21 protein-coding genes are annotated in these 20,017 nt (G+C 70.9%); 2 read left to right on the top strand and 19 right to left on the bottom strand.

What is annotated here, in order from left to right:
- Positions 1-5: 5 nt before the first annotated feature.
- The 5 genes from AOQ37_RS03045 to AOQ37_RS03025 form a co-directional block, all read right to left on the bottom strand.
- Positions 6-680 (bottom strand): aggregation-promoting factor C-terminal-like domain-containing protein, encoded by a 675-nt coding sequence (locus tag AOQ37_RS03045; protein ID WP_020128031.1) that lies wholly within the window; start codon positions 678-680, stop codon positions 6-8.
- A gap of 421 nt (positions 681-1,101) precedes the next feature.
- A complete protein-coding gene (gene phoH2 / locus AOQ37_RS03040; RefSeq protein ID WP_062640800.1) occupies positions 1,102-2,427 on the bottom strand; it encodes an RNA 5'-3' helicase PhoH2 in 1,326 nt (441 codons plus the stop codon).
- A gap of 335 nt (positions 2,428-2,762) precedes the next feature.
- Entirely contained in the window at positions 2,763-3,536 is a 774-nt protein-coding gene (locus tag AOQ37_RS03035) for an isoprenyl transferase (protein ID WP_062640798.1), read from the bottom strand.
- 617 nt (positions 3,537-4,153) lie between these two features.
- The gene (locus tag AOQ37_RS03030) at positions 4,154-4,969 is read right to left on the bottom strand and encodes a methyltransferase domain-containing protein (RefSeq protein ID WP_062640797.1); all 816 of its coding nucleotides are present in this window, start codon (positions 4,967-4,969) and stop codon (positions 4,154-4,156) included.
- Positions 4,970-5,022: 53 nt separating this feature from the next.
- Positions 5,023-5,583 (bottom strand): dihydrofolate reductase family protein, encoded by a 561-nt coding sequence (locus AOQ37_RS03025; protein WP_062640795.1) that lies wholly within the window; start codon positions 5,581-5,583, stop codon positions 5,023-5,025.
- Between the two features lie 128 nt (positions 5,584-5,711).
- Here AOQ37_RS03025 and AOQ37_RS03020 point away from each other — a divergent pair, with 128 nt between their 5' ends.
- Complete coding sequence (locus AOQ37_RS03020; protein WP_078889953.1) at positions 5,712-6,149, top strand: DUF192 domain-containing protein; 438 nt, start codon at positions 5,712-5,714, stop codon at positions 6,147-6,149.
- Here the strand turns inward: AOQ37_RS03020 and AOQ37_RS03015 are convergent.
- The 14 genes from AOQ37_RS03015 to AOQ37_RS02950 form a co-directional block, all read right to left on the bottom strand.
- The gene (locus tag AOQ37_RS03015; protein ID WP_062640793.1) at positions 6,124-6,741 is read right to left on the bottom strand and encodes an OmpA family protein; all 618 of its coding nucleotides are present in this window, start codon (positions 6,739-6,741) and stop codon (positions 6,124-6,126) included. The two genes, AOQ37_RS03020 and AOQ37_RS03015, sit on opposite strands and share 26 nt — an antisense overlap.
- 8 nt (positions 6,742-6,749) lie before the next feature.
- Positions 6,750-7,331 (bottom strand): hypothetical protein, encoded by a 582-nt coding sequence (locus AOQ37_RS03010; RefSeq protein ID WP_062640791.1) that lies wholly within the window; start codon positions 7,329-7,331, stop codon positions 6,750-6,752.
- Between the two features lie 34 nt (positions 7,332-7,365).
- Complete coding sequence (locus tag AOQ37_RS03005; protein ID WP_234436771.1) at positions 7,366-7,953, bottom strand: pilus assembly protein TadG-related protein; 588 nt, start codon at positions 7,951-7,953, stop codon at positions 7,366-7,368.
- Positions 7,954-8,015: 62 nt separating this feature from the next.
- Positions 8,016-8,252, bottom strand: a complete 237-nt coding sequence (locus tag AOQ37_RS03000) for a Flp family type IVb pilin (protein ID WP_062640787.1) — start codon at positions 8,250-8,252, stop codon at positions 8,016-8,018.
- 120 nt (positions 8,253-8,372) lie between these two features.
- The gene (locus AOQ37_RS02995) at positions 8,373-9,209 is read right to left on the bottom strand and encodes a response regulator (protein ID WP_234436770.1); all 837 of its coding nucleotides are present in this window, start codon (positions 9,207-9,209) and stop codon (positions 8,373-8,375) included.
- Positions 9,209-10,405 (bottom strand): sensor histidine kinase, encoded by a 1,197-nt coding sequence (locus AOQ37_RS02990; RefSeq protein WP_062641415.1) that lies wholly within the window; start codon positions 10,403-10,405, stop codon positions 9,209-9,211. Before AOQ37_RS02990 ends, AOQ37_RS02995 begins: the two co-directional genes overlap by 1 nt.
- Positions 10,406-11,029: 624 nt before the next feature.
- Positions 11,030-11,917: a DUF5936 domain-containing protein gene (locus tag AOQ37_RS02985; protein ID WP_062640784.1), complete on the bottom strand. Its 888-nt coding sequence runs from the start codon at positions 11,915-11,917 to the stop codon at positions 11,030-11,032.
- A gap of 19 nt (positions 11,918-11,936) precedes the next feature.
- Complete coding sequence (locus AOQ37_RS02980; protein WP_062641413.1) at positions 11,937-12,881, bottom strand: type II secretion system F family protein; 945 nt, start codon at positions 12,879-12,881, stop codon at positions 11,937-11,939.
- A gap of 5 nt (positions 12,882-12,886) precedes the next feature.
- On the bottom strand, positions 12,887-14,224 hold the full coding sequence (locus tag AOQ37_RS02975; protein WP_062640782.1) for a TadA family conjugal transfer-associated ATPase: 1,338 nt from the start codon (positions 14,222-14,224) through the stop codon (positions 12,887-12,889).
- A gap of 16 nt (positions 14,225-14,240) precedes the next feature.
- A complete protein-coding gene (locus AOQ37_RS02970) occupies positions 14,241-14,624 on the bottom strand; it encodes a TadE/TadG family type IV pilus assembly protein (RefSeq protein WP_062640781.1) in 384 nt (127 codons plus the stop codon).
- A gap of 1 nt (position 14,625) precedes the next feature.
- Positions 14,626-15,009: a TadE family protein gene (locus tag AOQ37_RS02965; RefSeq protein ID WP_062640779.1), complete on the bottom strand. Its 384-nt coding sequence runs from the start codon at positions 15,007-15,009 to the stop codon at positions 14,626-14,628.
- 5 nt (positions 15,010-15,014) lie between these two features.
- Positions 15,015-16,271, bottom strand: coding sequence for a CpaE/TadZ family protein (locus tag AOQ37_RS02960; protein ID WP_062640777.1), 1,257 nt, complete (start codon positions 16,269-16,271; stop codon positions 15,015-15,017).
- A 13-nt stretch (positions 16,272-16,284) separates the two neighbouring features.
- Positions 16,285-16,992, bottom strand: a complete 708-nt coding sequence (cpaB, locus tag AOQ37_RS02955) for a Flp pilus assembly protein CpaB (RefSeq protein WP_062640775.1) — start codon at positions 16,990-16,992, stop codon at positions 16,285-16,287.
- A gap of 119 nt (positions 16,993-17,111) precedes the next feature.
- Positions 17,112-17,984, bottom strand: a complete 873-nt coding sequence (locus AOQ37_RS02950; RefSeq protein ID WP_199824917.1) for a hypothetical protein — start codon at positions 17,982-17,984, stop codon at positions 17,112-17,114.
- Positions 17,985-18,234: 250 nt separating this feature from the next.
- Here AOQ37_RS02950 and AOQ37_RS02945 point away from each other — a divergent pair, with 250 nt between their 5' ends.
- On the top strand, positions 18,235-19,932 hold the full coding sequence (locus AOQ37_RS02945) for a chitinase (RefSeq protein WP_078889952.1): 1,698 nt from the start codon (positions 18,235-18,237) through the stop codon (positions 19,930-19,932).
- The last annotated feature ends 85 nt before the right edge of the window (positions 19,933-20,017 follow it).

Below are 20,017 nucleotides of genomic sequence, written 5' to 3'. Positions count from 1 at the left end.
CGGGCTCAGTACCAGTGGTTGGCCTGCCAGAACGACCAGGCCTCACAGGGACTGCCGTACCGGCTGTCCATGTAGTTCAGGCCCCACTTGATCTGGGTGGCCGGGTTGGTCTGCCAGTCGGAGCCGGCGGACGCGTACTTGCCGGCGGGCAGCGCCTGGAAGAGACCGTAGGCACCGGAGGAGGCGTTCACGGCGTGGTAGTTCCAGCTGGACTCGTGGTCCACGATGTTGCTGAAGCACTGGAACTGCCCGCTGGGCACCATCTGGGCCGCCATCGCCTGGATCTGCGCGATGGAGTAGGAGCTCTGGATCGGGAAGTCGCCCGCGCTGCGGCTGGCCTTGGCCTTCGCCTCCGCGCGGTCCTTGGCAGCCTTCTCGGCGGCCTCCTTCTTCGCGATCGCCGACTTGGCGGCGGCCTTGCGGGCCGATTCCTCGGCGTCCTTCTTCGCGCCCTCGTCCGCGGCGATGGCCTGTACGTTGGCCTGCTGCGTGAGGGATGCCGTCTGCACCTGGGCCTGCTGGCCCACAGGTATGTCGGCGAGGAGCGTCGCGTCGCTGGCTGTCGCTTCTGCGTCGTTGGGCTGCGCGACGCTGCCCGAGGCAACGCCGACGACGCTTCCGACAGCGGTGACCGCCGTGGCCGAGGCCACTGCGAATCCCCGGACCGAGATCCGGCTCACACGGTTTTCCTTCCAGCGTCGCCCGCTTCGGTGACCCTGGCGGACGCAATCGTGCCCTTGACGCTGGTCTCCGAACTGCGGGGTCACAGGAGACACGGGCCCGGTGGGCAACTCCCGCTGAGGGAGTGCCACATGATGCACGGGCGGCATGCGACGGTCGGTATGGAGTTGAAGGTGATGCTCAAGCGGTGCCGTACTGCTGGGGGCACAGATGTGTCGCATGCGGGGCCTGACAGGACTGAGACTTTGCCGTAACCGGACTGCGCAAGGCAATTCCGAGTTGCGTGTGAAAGCTCACACCTGTGGAGACCCCGGGGTTTTCGCGAAACCCCCACACGAACCGGCGCCGCCCGACTAGGCTCACAGCCTTTGTCGGACGGCGCCCGCCCTCGCTCAACCCCGGTCATTCGGGGCGGCTTGTTCAGATCTGCCCATCCTCCAGCATTTCCGTCACAAGCGCTGCGATCTGGGACCTCTCGGACCTGTTCAGCGTGACGTGCGCGAAGAGCGGATGGCCCTTCAGTTTCTCGACGACGGCCACTACGCCGTCATATCGCCCGACCCGCAGATTGTCCCTTTGCGCGACATCGTGGGTCAGAACGACCCGTGAATTCGCGCCGATCCGGGACAGAACGGTGAGGAGGACATTCCGTTCGAGCGACTGCGCCTCGTCGACGATCACGAAGGCGTCGTGGAGGGAACGGCCCCGGATGTGGGTGAGGGGCAGGACCTCCAGCATCCCGCGCGCGGTGACCTCCTCGATGACCTCGCGGCTGGTGACCGCGGACAGCGTGTCGAAGACGGCCTGCGCCCAGGGCCCCATCTTGTCGGCCTCGGAACCGGGCAGATAGCCCAGCTCCTGACCGCCCACCGCGTACAGCGGCCGGAAGACCATCACCTTCTGGTGCTGGCGGCGCTCCAGGACCGCCTCCAGACCCGCGCAGAGCGCGAGCGCGGACTTGCCGGTGCCGGCCCGGCCGCCCATCGACAGGATCCCGACGTCCGGGTCGAGCAGCAGATCGAGCGCGATGCGCTGCTCGGCGCTGCGGCCCTTGATGCCGAAGGCCTCACGGTCGCCGCGCACCAGGCGGACGTTGCCGTCGGCGGTGACGCGGCCGAGGGCCTTGCCCCGCTCCGACTGGATCGTCAGACCGGTGTGCACGGGGAGGTCGGCGACCTCGGGCACATGGATGTGCCCCTCCTCGAAGAGGATGTCCACCTGCTCGCCGGCCAGGGTCAGTTCGGACATTCCGGTCCAGCCGGAGGAGCCCGTGATGGCGAGCTCGGCGCGGTACTCCTCGGCGAGGAGCCCGACCGACGACGCCTTGATCCTGAGCGGCAGGTCCTTCGACACGACGGTGACGTCGAATCCCTCGGCCTGGAGATTGCGGGCGACCGCGAGGATCCGGGAGTCGTTGTCACCCAGGCGGTAGCCGGAAGGCAGCACGCTGGGGTCCGAGTGGTTGAGCTCGACACGGACGGTACCGCCGAGTTCCCCGATCGGGATGGGGGCGTCGAGGCGACCGAACTTCACCCGGTAGTCGTCCAGCAGGCGCAGTGCCTGCCGGGCGAAGTAGCCGAGTTCCGGATGGTGCCGCTTGGCCTCCAGTTCCGTGACCACGACGATGGGGAGCACGACCTCGTGCTCGTCGAAGCGGGTCAGGGCGTTCGGGTCGGCCAGCAGGACGCTGGTGTCGAGAACATAGGTGCGCCGGTCTGGCATACGGCGCTTTGTGCTGGTCACCACGGAAGGACGTACCCCCTCGGATGAGGTCGGGGAGCGACGGAGTGGAGCTGGACCGGTTCTGGGCCGCTTCGCACGGGCCGAGAACCGGCCCCCCGCTGCTTCTTCCGTGCCGTGACCGCACGGTCGGGCTGGTGCAAAGGGCCTCCCGGGCGGACGGCCCCGTGCCGCCCGCTGAGATCCGACACCCGTGGTTCGGGTGTCGACCTGCTTGGTTTATGCCCTCGAACAGGCGCCGCCATGCCACGGCATATGACGGCGCGCCGGTGAACTCCTCGTTACGTCCGTACCGGACGGGGTGGGTGGGACGTCCTCGAAGGGCGTCCGCCGCTACGTGCTCAGCCGCCGTAACGGCGGTGGCGGGCCGCGTAGTCACGCAGCGCACGCAGGAAGTCGACCTTGCGGAAGGCCGGCCAGAAGACCTCGCAGAAGTAGTACTCCGCGTGGGCCGTCTGCCACAGCATGAATCCGGACAACCGCTGCTCGCCGCTGGTCCGGATCACCAGGTCGGGGTCGGGCTGGGCACCGGTGTAGAGGTGGCGGCCGATCAGATCGACGCTGACGGAGTCGGCGAGGTCCTCCATCGAGGTGCCCCGGTCCGCCGCGTCCACGATCATCGAGCGCACCGCGTCGGCGATCTCCTGGCGGCCGCCGTAGCCGATGGCGACGTTGACCAGTATCCCGTCGACGTGGGAGGTGGACTCCTCGGCGACCTTCAACGCGGTCTGCACGTGGGAGGGGAGGATGTCGGGGGTGCCGACGTGGTGGACACGCCAGCGACCGTCGGCGGCGAGGGTGCGGACGACGTCTTCGATGATGCCGAGCAGCGGGACGAGTTCGTCGTCGGGGCGGTCGAGGTTGTCCGTCGACAGCAGCCAGAGGGTGACGACCTCGACGTCCGTCTCGGTGCACCAGCCGAGGAACTCCTCGATCTTCTCCGCGCCGGCACGGTGACCGTGTTCGGTGGTGGAACCCGAGGCCTTCGCCCAGCGTCGGTTGCCGTCCATGATGACGCCGATGTGCTTCGGCACCTGAGCGTGGTCCAGGTGACCTTCCACCCGGCGTGCGTACAGCCTGACCAGAAGGCCGCGCAGCTTGTCGCGCAGGTTCACGTGATTGTCAGCCCCTCCGTACGGTGCGGTCCCCGCGGGGCGCAGCCTACCCCCGCGGGGCCTGGGCCGTTGACGGGGGTGGGAGGCGCGGTCCCCGTGCCGACGGCTGTGCCGGGGCAAAAAAACGGGCCGGTCCGTGGGGGGGAGACGGACCGGCCCGAGGGGGGGTTTCCACCATAACCCTTCGTAAGTGATGCTGCGTGCATCGGCGCGCCACAACTACTCTCCGGAGTCGCCCGGCGACGCGCCGGTGGTCGCGGAATGCGTGATTCATGGGTGGTTCATGGCCGGAACACGGCGGATTCCCAGGAGAATGGACCCGATCACGAGGGAAGTGGAGGTTTCGGAGCGCCTCGAGGCCCCGTCGGCCACGCGCGCGCCCATCCCCCCGACGGGCTACCTCGGCCGCGCACGTCCGCTTGACGCGGGCGTCACCGCGCAGCCCCCTCCACTGCGCGGTTGACGGCCACGCAGCTTTGCGCACGCGAATTGCCCGCAGGAGAACTTACGCGAGGTCGACAGGGGATATGAACCGGCTGCGATAACGATGTGGAAACTCCGTGCAGGCGCGGACCGGGTATCGGGAGGGCGGAGGGCGGTTCCCGGCCCGTCCTGAGCTAGGGGCGGCGGGCCTCGAAGAGATGGCGGGTGCTGTGGGCGACGAAGGGGCCGTCGGCCTTGATCCGCTCGTGCAGAGCGCGGAGCCGGGGCCGGTAGGCCTCCACCGTGAAGCCCGGGACCATCCACACCACCTTGCGCAGGAAGTGGACCACGGCGGCGATGTCGTGGAACTCGACCCGCAGCCGCTCCGTCCGCAGGCCGACGACCTCCAGCCCCGCCGCCTCCGCACCGGCACGCTCGCGCTCGGGATGCCGGGCACTGCTCACCTCCTCCGGCTGCGGCCCGAGGAAGTACTCGACGAGTTCGAACACGCTGCGCGGGCCGACGTGCTGGGCGAAGTAGGTGCCGCCGGGCAGCAGCACGCGGGCGATCTCGTCCCAGAGGGGCCGCACCGGATGCCTGCTGGCGACCAGGTCGAAGGTGGCGTCGGCGAAGGGCAGCGGGGCGTCCTGCGGGGACGCGACGACGGCGATCCCGCGCGGCCGCAGCAGGGCGGTGGCCTTGGCGACGTTCGCCGGCCAGCCCTCGGTCGCGACGGTGAGCACGGGGGCCTTGGGGGCCGCCCGGCCGAGCGCGAAGTCCAGGACCTCCCCTCCCCCGGTCTGCACGTCGAGCGCGGCACTCGCGCCCGCCAGCCGTCCGGCCAGCGACATCGCGTACCCCCAGGAGGGCCGCGCCTCGGTGGCCCGTCCCTCGAACCAGGAGAAGTCCCACCCTTCGGTGGGGACGGCGGCCCCTTCGGCGAGGAGGGCCTCGAAGTCGGGGTCCGCGTGGCCGCTGTCGTCACCGGTGTCCCGGCCGTTGTCGTCCATACGGGGATGGTGGCAGAGGGGTCGCGCGGGCGCCGCCGCTTTTCGACGGCCCGTCACGCGTAGCGCAGCAGCACGACCCCGTTGCCGAAGCGGTGGGTCCCGGCCAGGCGGAGTGTGGTCGGCGTGCTCCCGTCGGTCTGCGGGAACAGGGGCTTGCCCCGGCCGACGAGCACCGGATGGACGTAGAGGCGGAACTCGTCGACGAGGTCGTGACGGAGGAACGCGGCGATGAGGTCGGCGCCGCTGAGCCCCAGGTCGCCGCCCGGCTGTTCCTTGAGCAGCGCGACCTCCTCGGGGACGACGTCCCGGACGATCGTGGTGTTCCAGTCGGCGTGCTCCAGGGTCCGCGAGTACACGATCTTCGGCATCTCGCGCCAGATCCCGGCGAACTCGGCCATCGTGGCGGGGACGTCCGGACCGGCGTCGGCGGTCGGCCAGTAGTCGGCCATCAGCTCGTAGGTGGTCCGGCCGCTGACCAGCCCGCCCAGCTCTCGGACCATGTCGTTGAAGTGCTGGTGCAGTTCGTCGTCGACCTGATGCCAGGAGATGTCGCGGTCCGGCCCCTCGATGTACCCGTCGAGGGACACCGACATGATCAGAACGATCTTCCTCATACGACGGTCCCCTCTTCGGGTGCCGGCTGCGTGAACCGGCTCGGTGTACCGGTTTCGTGTAGCGGCTCGTTGCGGTGCGAAGGATCTGAGGGTCCAGAGGTTAGTGACACGGTCGAGGGGAGACGGCGATGGCGCGCTGGCGGGACGGGTGGGGAGAACTGGTGGTGGGCGGCGGGGACGACGGAGGCGGCGGGGAAGAGACCGGCCGGGAAGGCGATGGCGGGGGTGGGGGCGGGAGTGGGGCGCGGGTGCCGCTGGAGATCGCCGCCTCCTACCGGGCCCGCACCCGGGGGCTGCTGGGGCGGGACTCGGTGGACGGGGCGATGCTGCTGTCGCCCGCCGGCAGCGTGCACACCTTCCGGATGCGGGTGCCGATCGACGTCGCGTATCTCGACCGGCGCCTGCGCGTCATCGCCGTACGCACCATGCGGCCGGGGCGGCTGGGCCTGCCCCGGCCGCGGTCCCGGCATGTGCTGGAGGCGGCGGCCGGGGCGATGGAGGGGTGGGGGCTGCGGGCCGGGGTGCGGGTGGAGGTCCGGGTCAGCCCGCCGTCCGCGGGAACGTGACCTCCACCCGGCGGTTCTTCTTGCGGCCGGCCTCGGTGGAGTTGTCGGAGATGGGGTACTGCTCGCCGTAGCCGCGGACCTCGAAGGTGATGTCCGGGTCGTTCAGGTCGCCCGCGAGTTCCGCCTGGACGGCGTCCGCCCGCTGCTTGGACAGGACGTCGCCGTGCGCGGAGGAGCCCAGGTTGTCCGTGAAGCCGAAGACCCTGACCACGGTGGGGTTGTTCTGCTTCTTGATCTCCGCGGCGATCGTGGCGATACGGGCCTTCGCGGCCGCGCCGAGCTTCGCGCTGTCCTTGCCGAAGAGGACCTCGGCCTGGAGCGCGAACGTCACGTCGGCGTTGGTGTCCTCCCGGCGTTCCTCACCCGCCTCGTCCTCGACGACCTGCTTGATGTCGAGCACTTTGGGCTCGGCCAGGGTGCCGCCCTCGGGGAGCTTGAGGTCGGGGTCGTTGGGGTCGACCTCGACGGGCGCGGTGGCGGTGGGTTCGGTGCCGGGGGGAACGCTGGGTGTGGTGTCGGCCTCGGCGGCGGGGGCCATGCCGACCATCACGAGGGTGGCCGCTGCCACCACCAGAGTGAGACGTGGGGTCATGATCGGCCTCACCCGGAGATCTTGATGACCCCGCTGGGGAACAGCGGGAGTTGGAAGGAGACGTCCGTCGAGCTCGCGGGGGGCGCGGGGAACTGGAGGAAGACGTCGATGGAGGCGCCGGCCTTGAGGGAGGAGAAGCCGGTCGTGGTCAGCGGTCGGCCTTCGGTGTCGCGGAGCACGTAATAGCGCTTCTTGCTCTTGGAGTCGACGAGGGTCGCGCCGCCAAGGGATCGTCCGTTGTTGATGATCTCGGTCTCGTTGCCGCTCAGGGCGGACGGGATGACGACCGACGTCCCGCTGTCGTTCTTCAGAGCACCGTTCACGGTGACGAAGCCGCCGGAGTCCCGTACGGCACTGGTGATCTGAAGGAGCAGTCCACTCGGGCCCTTCAGCTCGGCGATCGGATCCTCCGACTGCCCCTCCTGCGGGTCCGGCTGTGACCCACCGGTTCGCGAGGCGGAAGACGAACTCTGCGGCTTCTTGTCGTCGTCGCCCCCGCCGCCGCACGCGGCCGAACCGACCGCCAGCCCGGTCACGACCGCGAGCGCGACCATCCCCCTGCGGGCTTTCGCGGTGAACCGCATGCTCATCACTCCGCTTCTTTCTGAACTCGTCGATCGCATGTCAGTCGGTGACCAGGTGGACGGCGAAGAGGTCCTCGGGGCCGGGCAGATCGGTGAGATCGCCCGGGTCCAGCTCCCAGTTCACTCCGTCCTCGCAGGTCAGCGTGGGCAGCGCGGCGTCCTCCGGCTCCTCGCCCGGCGGTTCGCCGGACGGCTGACCGGATGGCTCGCCCGACGGTGGTTCCGGCGCTTCGAACGTGCACAGGGAGTCGATCACGGCGGTGGCGGTGGCGTGTGCCCTCGTGGTGCTCGTCTCAGGAATCACGGAGTCCCCCGCCGACTTGTTCGCCTGGACGGTGATCCGATAGCTCAGGAGTCCCTCGGGCAGACACTGAACGTTGCCCGCGTCGTTCAGCGCCGCGAGCTGGTCCGCCCGCCAGCACGCGTTGTCCCCGCCGTTTCCCTCGAAGATGTCCTGCCACTTGGTCGGGTCCAGGACGGCCAGCTTCCACAGGTCGGCGAGGTCGTCCCGGGTCTCCTGCGCCGCCGCCAGCGCCGCCGCGTCCGCGGCCGTCTGCGCACCGTTGCGGTTCGCCGCGGCCTGGCCGACCGCGAAGTACGCGAACGCGAGAAAGAGCAGGCCCGCCACCACCGTGATGTAGATGGGGAAGACCTGCCCTGCGTCGCCGTACGCGCGCTTGCGGACTTGTGTCAGGGGGCCACCTTGTCGATCTGGGCCGTGAGCTTGTCGACGATCGTCTGGCCCAGGTTCGTGTTGGCGATCAGGACCACGATCGCCACCACCACCGCGATGATGCCCAGGTACTCGACGGCGGTCTGCCCCTTGTCGTTGTCGGCGCGGCGCCGTACGGCCCGTACCGTCGTGTCCGTCCAGCCGCTCACCCGGACCCTGGCCGCGACGGCGGTCCTCAGCAGCAGGTCGCTCATGGCGTTCCTCTCCATCGGTGGCGTGACCGGCAACGTAAGACCGTGGGTCCGCCTCGGAGAAGGGCCCCTGGGCCCAATTCCGGGCCCAGTCGGAGGGCCTTCGTGGATTCCGTCGGCGCGTCATGAGGTCACCGCCGTGCCCAGCCACTTGGCCGCGGCCTCGGAGCGGCTGCTGCTGTGCAGCTTGGCGAAGATCCGGTTGATGTGGTTCTTGACCGTCTTCTCGCTGATGAAGCAGGTGGCGGCGATCTGCTGGTTGTTCATGCCCGACACGATGAGGTCCATGATCTCCGCCTCCCTCGCGCTGAGTCGGAACCTCGCCCTGACTACTGGGGACGACTGTCTCACGTTTGGTTGCAACTGCGAAAGCGCTTCCGCGGAAGTCGCTGAAAATAGGGGAGATGGGTCCACTTGGGCGTGTGCAGTCGCATCGCCTCGTAGATGCGCGAGTACCGCCGTCGCCGCTGCCGGGGTGAAGTGGGCGCGGCCCCGGGTGACGTCCCGCACCGCCGACACCAGCTCCTCCACGCCGAACTCCCCGTGGACGAGATAACCCCCGGCCCCGCCGCGCAGGGCCTCCCGGACGATCTCGGCCTCGTGGCTGTACGTCAGCATCACGACCCGGGTGATCCGGGCCAGGTGCGGAAGGGCGGAGAGGCCGTCGACGCCGGGCATGCGGACGTCCAGGAGGACGACGTCGGGGCGGTGCAGACGCGCCGCCTCGCAGGCCTCGCGGCCGTCCGCCGCCTGCGCGACGACCGTGATGTCCTCCCGGCCGGAGAGCAGGGCGGTCAGGCCCGCGCGGACCACGGGGTTGTCGTCGGCCACGACCACGCGCACGGGACAGGGCCCGGACGGCGGCGGGAAGAGCGGCTGCTCGGCGCCGGGGCGGTGGGGTGGGGGGTAGTGCGGCGGGGGGTGATGCGGCGGAGCGTGGTGGGGCGGTCGGTCCGGCATCAGACGACCTCCTCTGTGTGCGCGGCCAGCGGGAGTTCCAGACGCACCTCGGTGCCCCGGGAGTCGCGGCCGTGGCCGATGCGGATGCGGGCGCCGACGGAGGCGGCCCGTTCGGTCATGCCGACCAGGCCGAAGTGGCCGGTGCGGCGAAGCTGTTCCAGGGTGGCGCCGGGCGGCAGGCCACGGCCGTCGTCGCGGACGCTCAGGGTGAGGAGCTCGCCGTGCACGGCCGCTCGCACCTCCACATGGGTCGGGGCCGCGTGGCGGTGGGCGTTCTCCATGGCCTCCGAGGTGATCGTGAGGAGCTGCCGGGCCACCGCGGGCGGGACGGGGAGCGTCGTGCGGTCGCCGGAGGCTTGGTAGCTGACCGGCAGGCCCGTCCGGTCCCCGAACACATCCGCGCGGGCCGCCAGTTCGGGCAGGAGGTCGACGTCCTGCACGGGGTCTGCCTCGCGGCGGAGGTCGGTGAGGAGTTCGCGGGACTCCGCCGCGGCGCGGCGCGCGGCCCGGGAGACCAGTTCGGCGTGCTGCCGCACGATGACCGGGTCCATGCCCGGCGAGCCCGCCGAATGGGCCAGGGCGTCCGCGGCGAGGGCCACCCCGTGCAGTGTCTTGGCCACGGAGTCGTGCATCTCGCGGGCCAGCCGGGCGCGTTCGGCGGCGACCGCCTCGGTGCCGGCCAGACGGGCCTTGACGGTGGTCAGGGCCTGGGTGGCCGCGCCGAAGCGGAGCATCAGGTGACGCAGCGACGAGCCCATCGCGCCGGTGATGACACAGAGGCCCGGCAGCAGCAGCCGCTCGGCGAGGCTCACGCCGGGCTCCCGCACCAGGGTCGCGTGGACCAGGAGCAGGATCAGCGACTGGAGGGACGCGAAACAGGCGGCGCAGCGCCAGCCGTAGACGATGCCGGCCAGCAGCGGGGTGCAGACGCTGACGTAGGCGAGCGTGGTGTCGGGTCCCGCGGAGATCAGCAGCAGGGTGCCGAACAGGGTGTCCACGGCCAGCAGCGAGGGATGGCGCAGGAGCAGGGGGCCGAAGCGTTCCCAGTCGCGGAAGAGGACGTAGGACCCCATGAAGGTGACGACCACGGCCGCGCCCACCAGGCGGGTGCCCAGTCCCGGGGCGGCGTTGAGGAGGGCCGCGGGGGCGGCGAGCGCGATCATGGCCAGTCGGAAGCCGAACACCTGCCGGCACATGGCCTGAAGCGCGTTCACCTGAAGAGGCACGTCCACCTGGACCGACACCGCGGCATCGGCACGGGTGCCGACAACGGCCTCGGCCTCCGCCCCGGTGCCGGACGTCCCGGCGCCGGTCGGCCCGATGGTCGGCCCGGCGCCGGTCGGCCCGGTGGTCTGCCCGATGCCGGTCGGCCCGGTGGTCGGCGACGTGCCGGTCGACCCGATGCCGGTCGGTCCGGCGCCCTGCGGCCCGGTCGTCGACTCGGCGCCACTCGGTCTGGCGGTCGGCCCAATGCCGTTCGGCCCGGCGCCGGTCGGCCTGGTGAACGGCCACCTGCCGGTCGGCCCGGTGGTCGACCCGGTGCCGATCGACCCGGCGGTCAGCCCGGTCTTCTCCGATGCCGCCGTCGCCGTCGCAGTACCCCGTGCCGCCGTCGCCGTACCCCGTGCCACCGTCGCCGTAACCGGTGCCGTCGTCCCCGGGGACGCGCCCGCCGGGGCCGCGCCCTCGGGGGGCTCGCCCGTCGGCTGCCGGGCGCGGGCGCGTTTCAGTACCGCTTCGCGCACTCTTGCCGTCGCGCTGGCCCGTGCGGTCGCCCGGGGGCTCGTCGTCGCCGTCGTCATGGCCGTCATACCGTCCGCCTACTCGCCCGTGATCGAGCTGAAGTCCGTGCCGGAGCCGAGCAGCATCCCCGCGCCGAGGAGGAGCATCGTCGCCGGGACCATGAACGTGGTGATCATCAGCGTGGCCTTGGGGACCGCCCGGGCCGCCTTGCGCCGGGCGTTCTGCGCGTCCGTCCGGCGCATGTCCTTGGCGATCGAGACGAGGGTGTCGACGATCGGCGCGCCGAGCTCCTCGCCCTGCTGGAGCGCCGTGACGAACATGGCGACCTGCTCGGAGTCGTTGCGGCGGCGCAGCTCCTGGAAGGCCTCGCGGCGGCTGACGCCCATGTCCATCTGCCGCAGCGTGATGCGGATCTCGTCGGCCCAGGGGCCCTCGTACCGGGACGCCACCCGGTCCAGGGCCTGCCGGAAACCGAGGCCCGCGCTCACCACCACGGCGAGCACGTCGAGGAAGTCCGGCAGGGTCCGTTCGATGGCGTCCTTGCGGACCCGGATCGCGGACCAGATGCCGACCTCGGACCAGAACACGCCGAAGGCGAGCATGAGCAGCGCGATGAAGAAGCTGCCCTGGAGCAGCGCGGCGAACGCGCCGAGGGCGCCGATCCCGCCGTACACCGCGCGCCGGGCGGCGTAGCGGTCGATCGTCAGGCCGCCCGGATTGCCCGCGAGGTCGATCCTGCGCCGGTACCTGCTGACCTGCTTGGGGCCCATCAGCCGCAGGACGGCGGGCGCGTACCGCATGCCCACGCGGTCGACGAGCGAGCCGACGGCGCCGGTGCGCGTCGAACCGACCTCCAGGGCCAGCGCGAGGTCGCTGGGCAGCTTCACGTCGGCCCGGTACATGCGGATGCCGGTGAACATGCCCCAGACGCCGAGGCCCATGGCGAGTGCGAGCAGCAGTTCCATCCCCTGCGTCACCTCCTGCTCAGACGTCGATACGGGACATACGGCGGATGAGGACGAAGCCCACGGCGTAGAGACTGAACGCGATGATCACGCAGGCCTGGCCGACGGCCGAACCGGTCATCCGGTCCAGCGTCCCGTCCTCGACGCTGTTCATGAGGAACAACGCCCCGACCCCCAGCACCGGCACCGCGTAGGAGGTCATGTTCACCTGCGACAGCTGGGTCCGGACCTCGCGCCGGGTCTCCTTGCGTTCCTCCAGCGTCTCCGTCAGGTTCCGCAGCGCGCCGACGACCTGGCCGCCGGCCCGGTTGGACAGGACCAGGGTGGTGACCAGGACGACCAGTTCACGGGAGGGGAGGCGGTCGGCGAGTTCGCCCAGGGCGTCGTCCATGGAGTGGCCGACCGCCAACTGGTTGGCGACCTTGGCCAGTTCCTCGCCGGCCGGGGCCTCCAGCTCCTCCGCCGCCATGCCGATCGCGGTGCGCAGCGCCAGGCCCGCGTGGGTGGCGTTGGCCAGGATCCGGGCCAGTTCGGGGAGTTGGTTGATGAACCGCTCGATGCGTTTCTGGCGTTGCCAGTTGAGGAACTGCCAGGCCGCCCAGACGCCGAGAAGGCCTGCGATCGGGCCGAAGAAGGGGGCCAGGGTGGCCTGGCCGACCAGCCACAGCCCGGCCACCGCCGCCAGCATGTAGACGAAGAACTCGCCGGGGGTCACGTCCAGGCCGGTCGCCGCGAGCTTCAGCTCCAGCCTGCGGCCCGTCGTCGTGCGGCGCAGTCGGCGGTCCAGGGTGCGGAAGCGGCGCCGGCGGCCGGAGTCGGGGAGCCGGCCGGTGTAGGAGAGGCGTTCCACCAGCTCCGCCCGCCGGTCCCGGCCCCGCGCGTACGCGTGCAGGCCCGCGACGGCCAGGACGCAGGTCACGAGGGTGCCGCCGGTGGTGAGGGTGATCAGGGTGTCGAGGTCCATCGCCGTCACCGGGCTTCCCTTGTCGTCAGTTCGTGTGCCGCGTGCGCCACCCCGAACGCCTGCGGGATCGGCTGGCTCGCCATGTAGAGGCGGTCCGCGGTGCGGCGTGGGAGGGGGAAGTACTCGAAGACGCCGTGGACGCGCCCGTCGGCGGTCATCGGCCGGGCGTTGAAGCGGGCGATCGTCGCCAGCCGGTACGGCTCTCCGCCGTGGCTGTCGAGCACGGCTATCTCGGTGATGCGGCGGGCGCCGTCGGCGAAGCGGGTGAGCTGGACGACGACGTCCACCGCGCTGTTGATCTGGTCGTGCAGCGCGACGAAGGGGATCTCGACGTCCGACATCGACGCGAGGGTCTGGAGGCGCATCAGGGCGTCCTCCGCGCTGTTGGCGTGGACCGTGGCCAGGGAGCCGTCGTGGCCGGTCGACATCGCCTGGAGCATGTCGAGCGACTCGCCGCCCCGGACCTCGCCGACCACGATCCGGTCCGGGCGCATCCGCAGGGAGTTGCGGACCAGGTCGCGGATGGTGATGCGGCCGTTGCCCTCGACGTTCGGGGGCCGGGACTCCAGACGGATCACATGCGACTGCTGGAGCTGGAGTTCCGCCGAGTCCTCGATGGTGATGATGCGTTCGCCGTCCGGGATCAGACCCGAGAGCGCGTTCAGCAAGGTGGTCTTGCCGGTGCCCGTCGCGCCCGAGACGATCACGTTGAACTTGGCCTGCACCAGACCGGCCAGCAGATACAGCATCTGCTCGTCCAGCGAGCCGAAGCCGATCAGTTCGTGGAGCGTGAAGGAGCGCGGGAAGCGGCGGATGGTGAGGGTGGGGCCGGTCAGCGACAACGGGGGGATGATGACGTTGACCCGCTCGCCCGACGGCAGCCGCGCGTCGACCATCGGGTTGGTCTCGTCGACACGGCGGTTGACGGTGGAGACGATGCGTTCGATCGTCTGCATCAGCTGGTCGTTCGACGCGAAGCGGAGGGGGAGCTGTTCGACCCGGCCGCCGCGCTCGACGAAGATCGCGTCGGGGCCGTTCACCATGATCTCGGTGATCGACGCGTCCTCGAGCAGGGGCTCCAGGATGCCCAGACCCAGTGCCTCGTCGACCACCCGGCGGATCAGCTGGGAGCGCTCCACCGTCGACAGGACCGGGCCCTCGCGGCTGATGATGTGTCCCAGCACCCGCTCCAGCCGCGCCCGGCGCTCGGCGGCCGCCAGCGAGCTCATCTCGGCGAGGTCGATCTCCTCCAGCAGCTTGGCGCGGTAGGAGGTGACCAGGTGGCCGTCCTCGCCCCGGCCGCCGTTCTCCTCGGGGGAGGTGATGCGTGCCCGCAGGCTCATGTCGGATGCCCTTCCCTCAGTGGTCGACCGGCATCGTGGCCGTCTTGTGGGCCTGGCCGAAGTCCCCGATGCCGGGAATGACGGACGGGATGGTGACGGTGGAGGTGACCCGGACCTCGTCGCCCAGACCGGCCGCGGCGCAGCTCACGTCCAGCCAACTGCTCACCGCCTGTTGGCAGTCGGCGCCGTAGTCCTCGTCGAGGGACGCGCTGCGGGCCCCGGTCCGGGCCGCCGTGCCCGCCTGCTGTGCCGCGTACGCGATCAGGCCGAGCTGTACGGCGGCCAGCGCGACCAGGAGCAGGAGCGGCAGGAACCCGAGGTACTCCAGGGCCACTTGGCCGCGGTCGCGCGTGCGGGCGGGGGCGGGTGCCCCCGTTCGGGCGCGGCGTGGGTACGCCATCTCAGTCACCGTCCTCTTCCTCGACGGCGCCCGCGTGGGCGCGCACCGTGAACGGGAAGTCGATGGTGCCGGGGAAGAGGACCGGGACCTTGAGGGAGACGTCCGCCGTGACATAGCCGCTGCCGCCGCAATCGACCACGGCGTTCCCCTTCCACGCGTCCCCGAGCTTGTCCAGGCCCGCCTGCCGGCACGCCGCGAGCCGCTCCCCCGGAGGGGCCGCCGTCCCCGCCCGCACCGCCTCGTCGGCAGCATTCCCCGCGAGCGTGAACGTGTACCCCACGAGGACGAACTGCCACACCACCACCAAGGTCACGATGATCAGCGGTGTCATGCCGAGGAACTCGATGGTGACCTGGCCCCGGTCGCGTGCCCTGTGTCCCCACATGCCGTTCACTCCCTCCGCCGCCGGAACCCGGCCGCGCCCCTGTCCCCGCCGCGCGCCCGGCCGCCCGGCCTGCGCACGAGGGCGGTCTCCGGGGCCTTGACCAGCCCCAGTTCCCCGGCGAGTGCCCACAGGGCCTGCCGGACGACGCCCTTGCCGTCGAGGGCGTGCACCCGGCCGGCGTCGACCGCGGCCTGGAGTTCCCGGAAGTTGGCGGGGATCGTGGTCGCGGCGATCGCCGTGCCGGTGATCTTCTGGATGAGCGGGGGCTGGATCTCCGTGCTCCGGGTGTGGCGGTTGACGACGACGGTCGTCTCCTCGGCCTTGCGGATCTGGAGCCGGTCCCACATGCGTACGGTGCGTTTCGCGCCGCGCACGGCGACGACGTCCGGGGTGGTCACCAGCAGGGCGCGCTCCGCCAGTTCGACGGCCGCCGCGCCCGCGCCGCTCAGCTGGGCGCCGCAGTCGACGACGACGACCTCGTAGCGGGCGCGCAGGGCGCTGAGGATCTGGCGGGCGGCGCGGTCGGTCACCTCCTCGCCGCGTTCGCCCTCGGCCGGGGCGAGCAGCAGGGCCACGCCGGTGTCGTGCCGGAAGACGGCCTCGGCGAGGATGCGGGGCGAGATGTCGGTGATCGCGGCCAGGTCGACGACCGAGCGGCGGAACTGGACGTCCAGGTAGGAGGCGACGTCGCCGGACTGGAGGTCGAGGTCGACGAGGGCGGTGGAGCGGCCGGACGCCTGGGCGGCGAGGGCGAGCTGGACGGCCGTGAGGGTGGCGCCGACGCCGCCCTTCGCCCCGCTGACCGTGACGACGGTGCCGCCGACGCCGGTGAACACGTCGGCGCCGTGCCCGAGATGGCGCCGTACGCCGACCGACCACTGGGCGACCGCCTGGACCCGGCTCGCGAGGTCCTCGTAGCTCAGCGGGAGGGTGACCAGGCCGCGGGCGCCGGAGTCCATGGCGGCGGCGAAGAGGCCGGGTCCCGCGTCGGTGGTGACCAGGATGACGCCGACCGCCGGGAAGCGCAGGGCGACCTCGCGGACCAGTTCCAGTGCGGGTACCGGGCCGATGCGTTCGTGGACGACGACGACCTCGGGCAGTTCGTCGACCGATTCGGCGGCGAGCCGGGCGAGGGTGTCCACGAGCTGGGTGGAGTCGGACACCGGGGCGACCGGTTCGGCGTCCGGGAGCTGGCTGAGCAGGGTGGTGAGGGAACGGACCGCGTCCGCGTCGCCGACGGCCGGGAGGATCCTCGTGGGCATGGGCGGCGGCCTCTCACTTGTCCGTGACGAGTTCGTAGGTGCGGTCCTGGTCGGGGACCGTGGTGTCGCCGCCGGGCGCGACGAGGGCGAGGCGGACGCGCTTGGCGAAGGACTCGGCGTAGGTGATGCGCTGGGCGTCGAGGGTGGACAGCGCGAAGGTGATGGGGACCGCGTCGGTGGGCGACTGACCGCGGTTGCCCTCGTCCGGTTCGAGGGCGGTCAGCTGACCGACGTCGAGGACCCGGGCATTGGTGACGATGATCTTCGACTGGTCGGGATCACTCTCCCGGGCACCCTCGAAGGTGGCGTAGACGTTGACGGACGACCCCGGGGTGATCTTGCCGGCGACTCCGGTGGCCGCGTCGATCATGATGGCGACCTCCTGCTGGCCCGGCTGGAGGGCGGGCTGGTCGACGATCATGTCGCTCTGGAGCAGCGAGCCCTTCTTCAGCGTCGTCACGGCGATCTTGCCGCGGATGGCGGCGAGGTCGGTGACCGCGTTCTCCGACAGCCAGCGCTCCGGCATCTCGATCTTCTTGAACTGGCCGGCGCTCAGGGTGGTGTAGGGCGCCACGTCGGAGCGCAGTTCGTACGCCGTGACCTCGGGGCCGACCTTGGACTTCACGTCGTCGATGACGGAGAGGACGCCGGCGAACGCGCCGAGGGCGCACAGGACCGACAGGAGCAGGAGGATCACGCCGCGGCGCTGACGGGAGTTCATGAACCGTGCAACCTCGTTGGGGGTCGGGTCGAGCGGACGGGAACAGGCGTACAGGTCGAGCTGGTTCGGGCGGGCCGTTCTGTCGAGCTGGGTGGGGCGAGCTGGTTCGGGCGGGCCGTTCAGTCGCCCGCGGTGAGCGCGCGGGCGGCGGGGCGGGAGGTGAGGTCGGAGGGGGGCGGCGGGGTCGCGGAGCAGAAGACGCAGCGGTCGCCGATGACGTCGATGCCGCACCAGTGGCAGACGCCCTGCCGGACGGAGGTCACCAGCTGGTAGAGGACCGAGAGGTCGGGCAGGTAGGCGCAGAACTCGATCGCCTTGGCGGTGCCCCACCAGTCGGCGGACTCGGCGGGCAGGTGTGTCTCGCGCAGCCCCTGGACGTTCCAGGCGGGGGCGAGGACGTCGGTGACCCAGTCGGACTGGAGCGGTCCGCGGGCGACGAGCAGCCAGGTACCGAACTCCGGTCCGGGCAGGACCGTTTCGGGAGTGGCCTTGACCAGTTCCGGCTGCGGGTGGGCGAGCACACCGAACTGACTACCCGGAACCCATGACCTGGCATGCGACTTCAGGCCGACCACCGGTACCCGGTCCAGGCGGGTGACCGAGCCGAGCAGCGCGCCCGCGTGGAGGTAGTGGGTGAGCAGCCGCCCCGCGGAGGCGAGGACGCCGGGTCCGAGGTCGCAGGAGGCCAGTTGACGCAGCTGGCGGGCGAGGACGGCCACCGCGAGCGGTGGAAGGTCGGGGCGGAAGAGCGCGATGCGGTCGCTCTCCAGGAGGGAGCGGATGGTGTGCAGCCGTTGCTCGACGGCGGCGGGGACGGACCGTGAGTACACGACGATCACGTGTCCGTACTGATCGACGAGGGTCTGGACCTCGGCGAGGGCGCGGTCCAGCGGCAGTCGGTCGAGCTCGGCGAGCACGGTGGCGGGCAGGGTGCGTTCGTCCTGCGGCGGCAGCGCCAGATCGGCTCCGGTCACGGCAATGGCTGTTGGCACGCGCAGCTCCCCGATTCCCGCGGTCCGGCCCACCGGCGTTACTCCGGTGCACCGGGGTGACTTCATTGCGTGACTACCTCAGCACTGTATCCACGCCTCTGTGGCCGGAGAACAGCTTTCCCTGGCTGCCAAGCAACTCTTCTTCGCGCAAGTCCCGTCAAATCGGGGCAGGTTACGCACCCGCGCCCTCCACCGGCCCTCCACGGCCGGACCTCTTGACAACAGAATTGGTCTGGACCAACTTACTGTCATGTCCCCACTGAAAAGAACGACACGACTCGGGTCGGGAGCCGCGGGCGTCCTCGCCGCCGCCCTCGCCCTGTCCATGACGGGCGCGGCTCAGGCGTCCGCCGCGGACCTGAACAACGCCAGGAACGCCGGCTTCGAGTCCGGCCTGGCCAACTGGACCTGTTCGGCGGGCAGCGGTACGACCGTCTCCTCGCCGGTGCACGCCGGCGCGGCCGCGCTGAAGGCCACCCCGGCCGGGCAGGACAACGCCCGGTGCGCCCAGACGGTGGCCGTGAAGCCCAACTCGACCTACACGCTGAGCGCGTGGGTCCAGGGCGGCTACACCTACCTGGGGGTGACCGGCACCGGGACGACGGACGTCTCGACCTGGACACCCGACTCGGCGGCGTGGAAGCAGCTGTCGACGAACTTCACCACCGGCGCCTCGACCACCTCGGTGACGGTGTACACGCACGGCTGGTACGGCCAGGCGGCGTACTACGCGGACGACGTGTCGGTGTACGGCCCCGACGGCGGCGGGGGCGGCGACCCGGCCCCGACCGTGCCGGGCGCGCCCGCCGGTCTGGCCGTCTCGGGCACGACCTCGTCGTCCGTGTCCCTCTCCTGGAACGCCGTCTCGGGCGCGACCGGTTACTCGGTCTACCGGGGCGGCACGAAGGTGACGGCGGTGACGGGGACCTCGGCGACCGTGACCGGCCTCGCGGCCTCGACGTCGTACAGCTTCCAGGTCACCGCGACCAACGCGGCGGGCGAGTCGGTGAAGTCCACGGCGGTCACGGGCACCACGACCGCGACCGGCACCGGGGGCGGGAGCGTGCCCAAGCACGCCGTGACCGGCTACTGGCAGAACTTCAACAACGGGGCGACCGTCCAGAAGATCTCGGCCGTCTCCTCCCAGTACGACATCATCGCCGTGGCCTTCGCGGACGCGACGACGACGCCGGGCGCCGTGACCTTCAACCTGGACTCGGCGGGCCTCGGCGGCTACACGGTGGACCAGTTCAAGGCGGACATCAAGGCGAAGCAGGCGGCCGGCAAGAAGGTCATCGTCTCGGTGGGCGGCCAGAACGGCACGGTGTCGGTCAACGACCCGACGTCCGCGACGAACTTCGCGAACTCGGTGTACTCGCTGATGCAGACGTACGGCTTCGACGGCGTCGACATCGACCTGGAGAACGGCCTGAACGCGACGTACATGTCGCAGGCGCTGCGGTCCCTGTCGTCGAAGGCGGGGCCGGGTCTGGTCCTGACGATGGCCCCGCAGACCATCGACATGCAGTCGACGTCGAACGGCTACTTCCAGACGGCGCTGAACGTGAAGGACATCCTCACCGTCGTCAACATGCAGTACTACAACAGCGGTTCGATGCTGGGCTGTGACGGCAAGGTGTACAGCCAGGGCTCGGTGGACTTCCTGACGGCGCTGGCCTGCATCCAGCTGGAGGGCGGCCTGGACCCGTCCCAGGTGGGCCTGGGCCTGCCGGCCTCGACGAGCGGCGCGGGCAGCGGATACGTGTCGCCGACGGTGGTCAACAACGCGCTGGACTGCCTCACCAAGGGCACCGGCTGCGGTTCCTTCAAGCCGTCGAAGACGTATCCCGGCCTGCGGGGCGCGATGACCTGGTCGACGAACTGGGACGCGTCGGCGGGCAACGCGTGGTCGGCGGCCGTCGGCCCGCACGTGCACGCACTGCCGTAGCCGCGAGGCACCGGGTGGCGGCAGGCGCCGGGTGACTGCGGACAACGGGTGAGGGAGGGTGTCGCCGCACGGGAGACCGTGGGCG

Origin of the sequence: Streptomyces maremycinicus (assembly GCF_001184025.1) — a bacterium.
In the GTDB taxonomy this organism is placed as follows: Bacteria; Actinomycetota; Actinomycetes; order Streptomycetales; family Streptomycetaceae; genus Streptomyces; species Streptomyces maremycinicus.
This window is presented reverse-complemented; position numbering and strand designations above follow the sequence as displayed.

Coding starts and splice junctions, on each gene's coding strand:
- AOQ37_RS03020 (WP_078889953.1), top strand. CDS start 5,712: ATGGCGCGCTGGCGGGACGGGTGGGGAGAACTGGTGGTGGGCGGCGGG.
- AOQ37_RS03010 (WP_062640791.1), bottom strand. CDS start 7,331: ATGAGCATGCGGTTCACCGCGAAAGCCCGCAGGGGGATGGTCGCGCTC.
- AOQ37_RS03025 (WP_062640795.1), bottom strand. CDS start 5,583: ATGAGGAAGATCGTTCTGATCATGTCGGTGTCCCTCGACGGGTACATC.
- cpaB (WP_062640775.1), bottom strand. CDS start 16,992: ATGAACTCCCGTCAGCGCCGCGGCGTGATCCTCCTGCTCCTGTCGGTC.
- AOQ37_RS02965 (WP_062640779.1), bottom strand. CDS start 15,009: ATGTGGGGACACAGGGCACGCGACCGGGGCCAGGTCACCATCGAGTTC.
- AOQ37_RS02945 (WP_078889952.1), top strand. CDS start 18,235: ATGTCCCCACTGAAAAGAACGACACGACTCGGGTCGGGAGCCGCGGGC.
- AOQ37_RS03015 (WP_062640793.1), bottom strand. CDS start 6,741: ATGACCCCACGTCTCACTCTGGTGGTGGCAGCGGCCACCCTCGTGATG.
- AOQ37_RS02960 (WP_062640777.1), bottom strand. CDS start 16,271: ATGCCCACGAGGATCCTCCCGGCCGTCGGCGACGCGGACGCGGTCCGT.
- AOQ37_RS03000 (WP_062640787.1), bottom strand. CDS start 8,252: ATGAGCGACCTGCTGCTGAGGACCGCCGTCGCGGCCAGGGTCCGGGTG.
- AOQ37_RS02985 (WP_062640784.1), bottom strand. CDS start 11,917: ATGGAACTGCTGCTCGCACTCGCCATGGGCCTCGGCGTCTGGGGCATG.
- AOQ37_RS02990 (WP_062641415.1), bottom strand. CDS start 10,405: ATGTGCCGGCAGGTGTTCGGCTTCCGACTGGCCATGATCGCGCTCGCC.
- AOQ37_RS02995 (WP_234436770.1), bottom strand. CDS start 9,209: ATGCCGGACCGACCGCCCCACCACGCTCCGCCGCATCACCCCCCGCCG.
- AOQ37_RS03030 (WP_062640797.1), bottom strand. CDS start 4,969: ATGGACGACAACGGCCGGGACACCGGTGACGACAGCGGCCACGCGGAC.
- AOQ37_RS02970 (WP_062640781.1), bottom strand. CDS start 14,624: ATGGCGTACCCACGCCGCGCCCGAACGGGGGCACCCGCCCCCGCCCGC.
- AOQ37_RS02980 (WP_062641413.1), bottom strand. CDS start 12,881: ATGGACCTCGACACCCTGATCACCCTCACCACCGGCGGCACCCTCGTG.
- AOQ37_RS02975 (WP_062640782.1), bottom strand. CDS start 14,224: ATGAGCCTGCGGGCACGCATCACCTCCCCCGAGGAGAACGGCGGCCGG.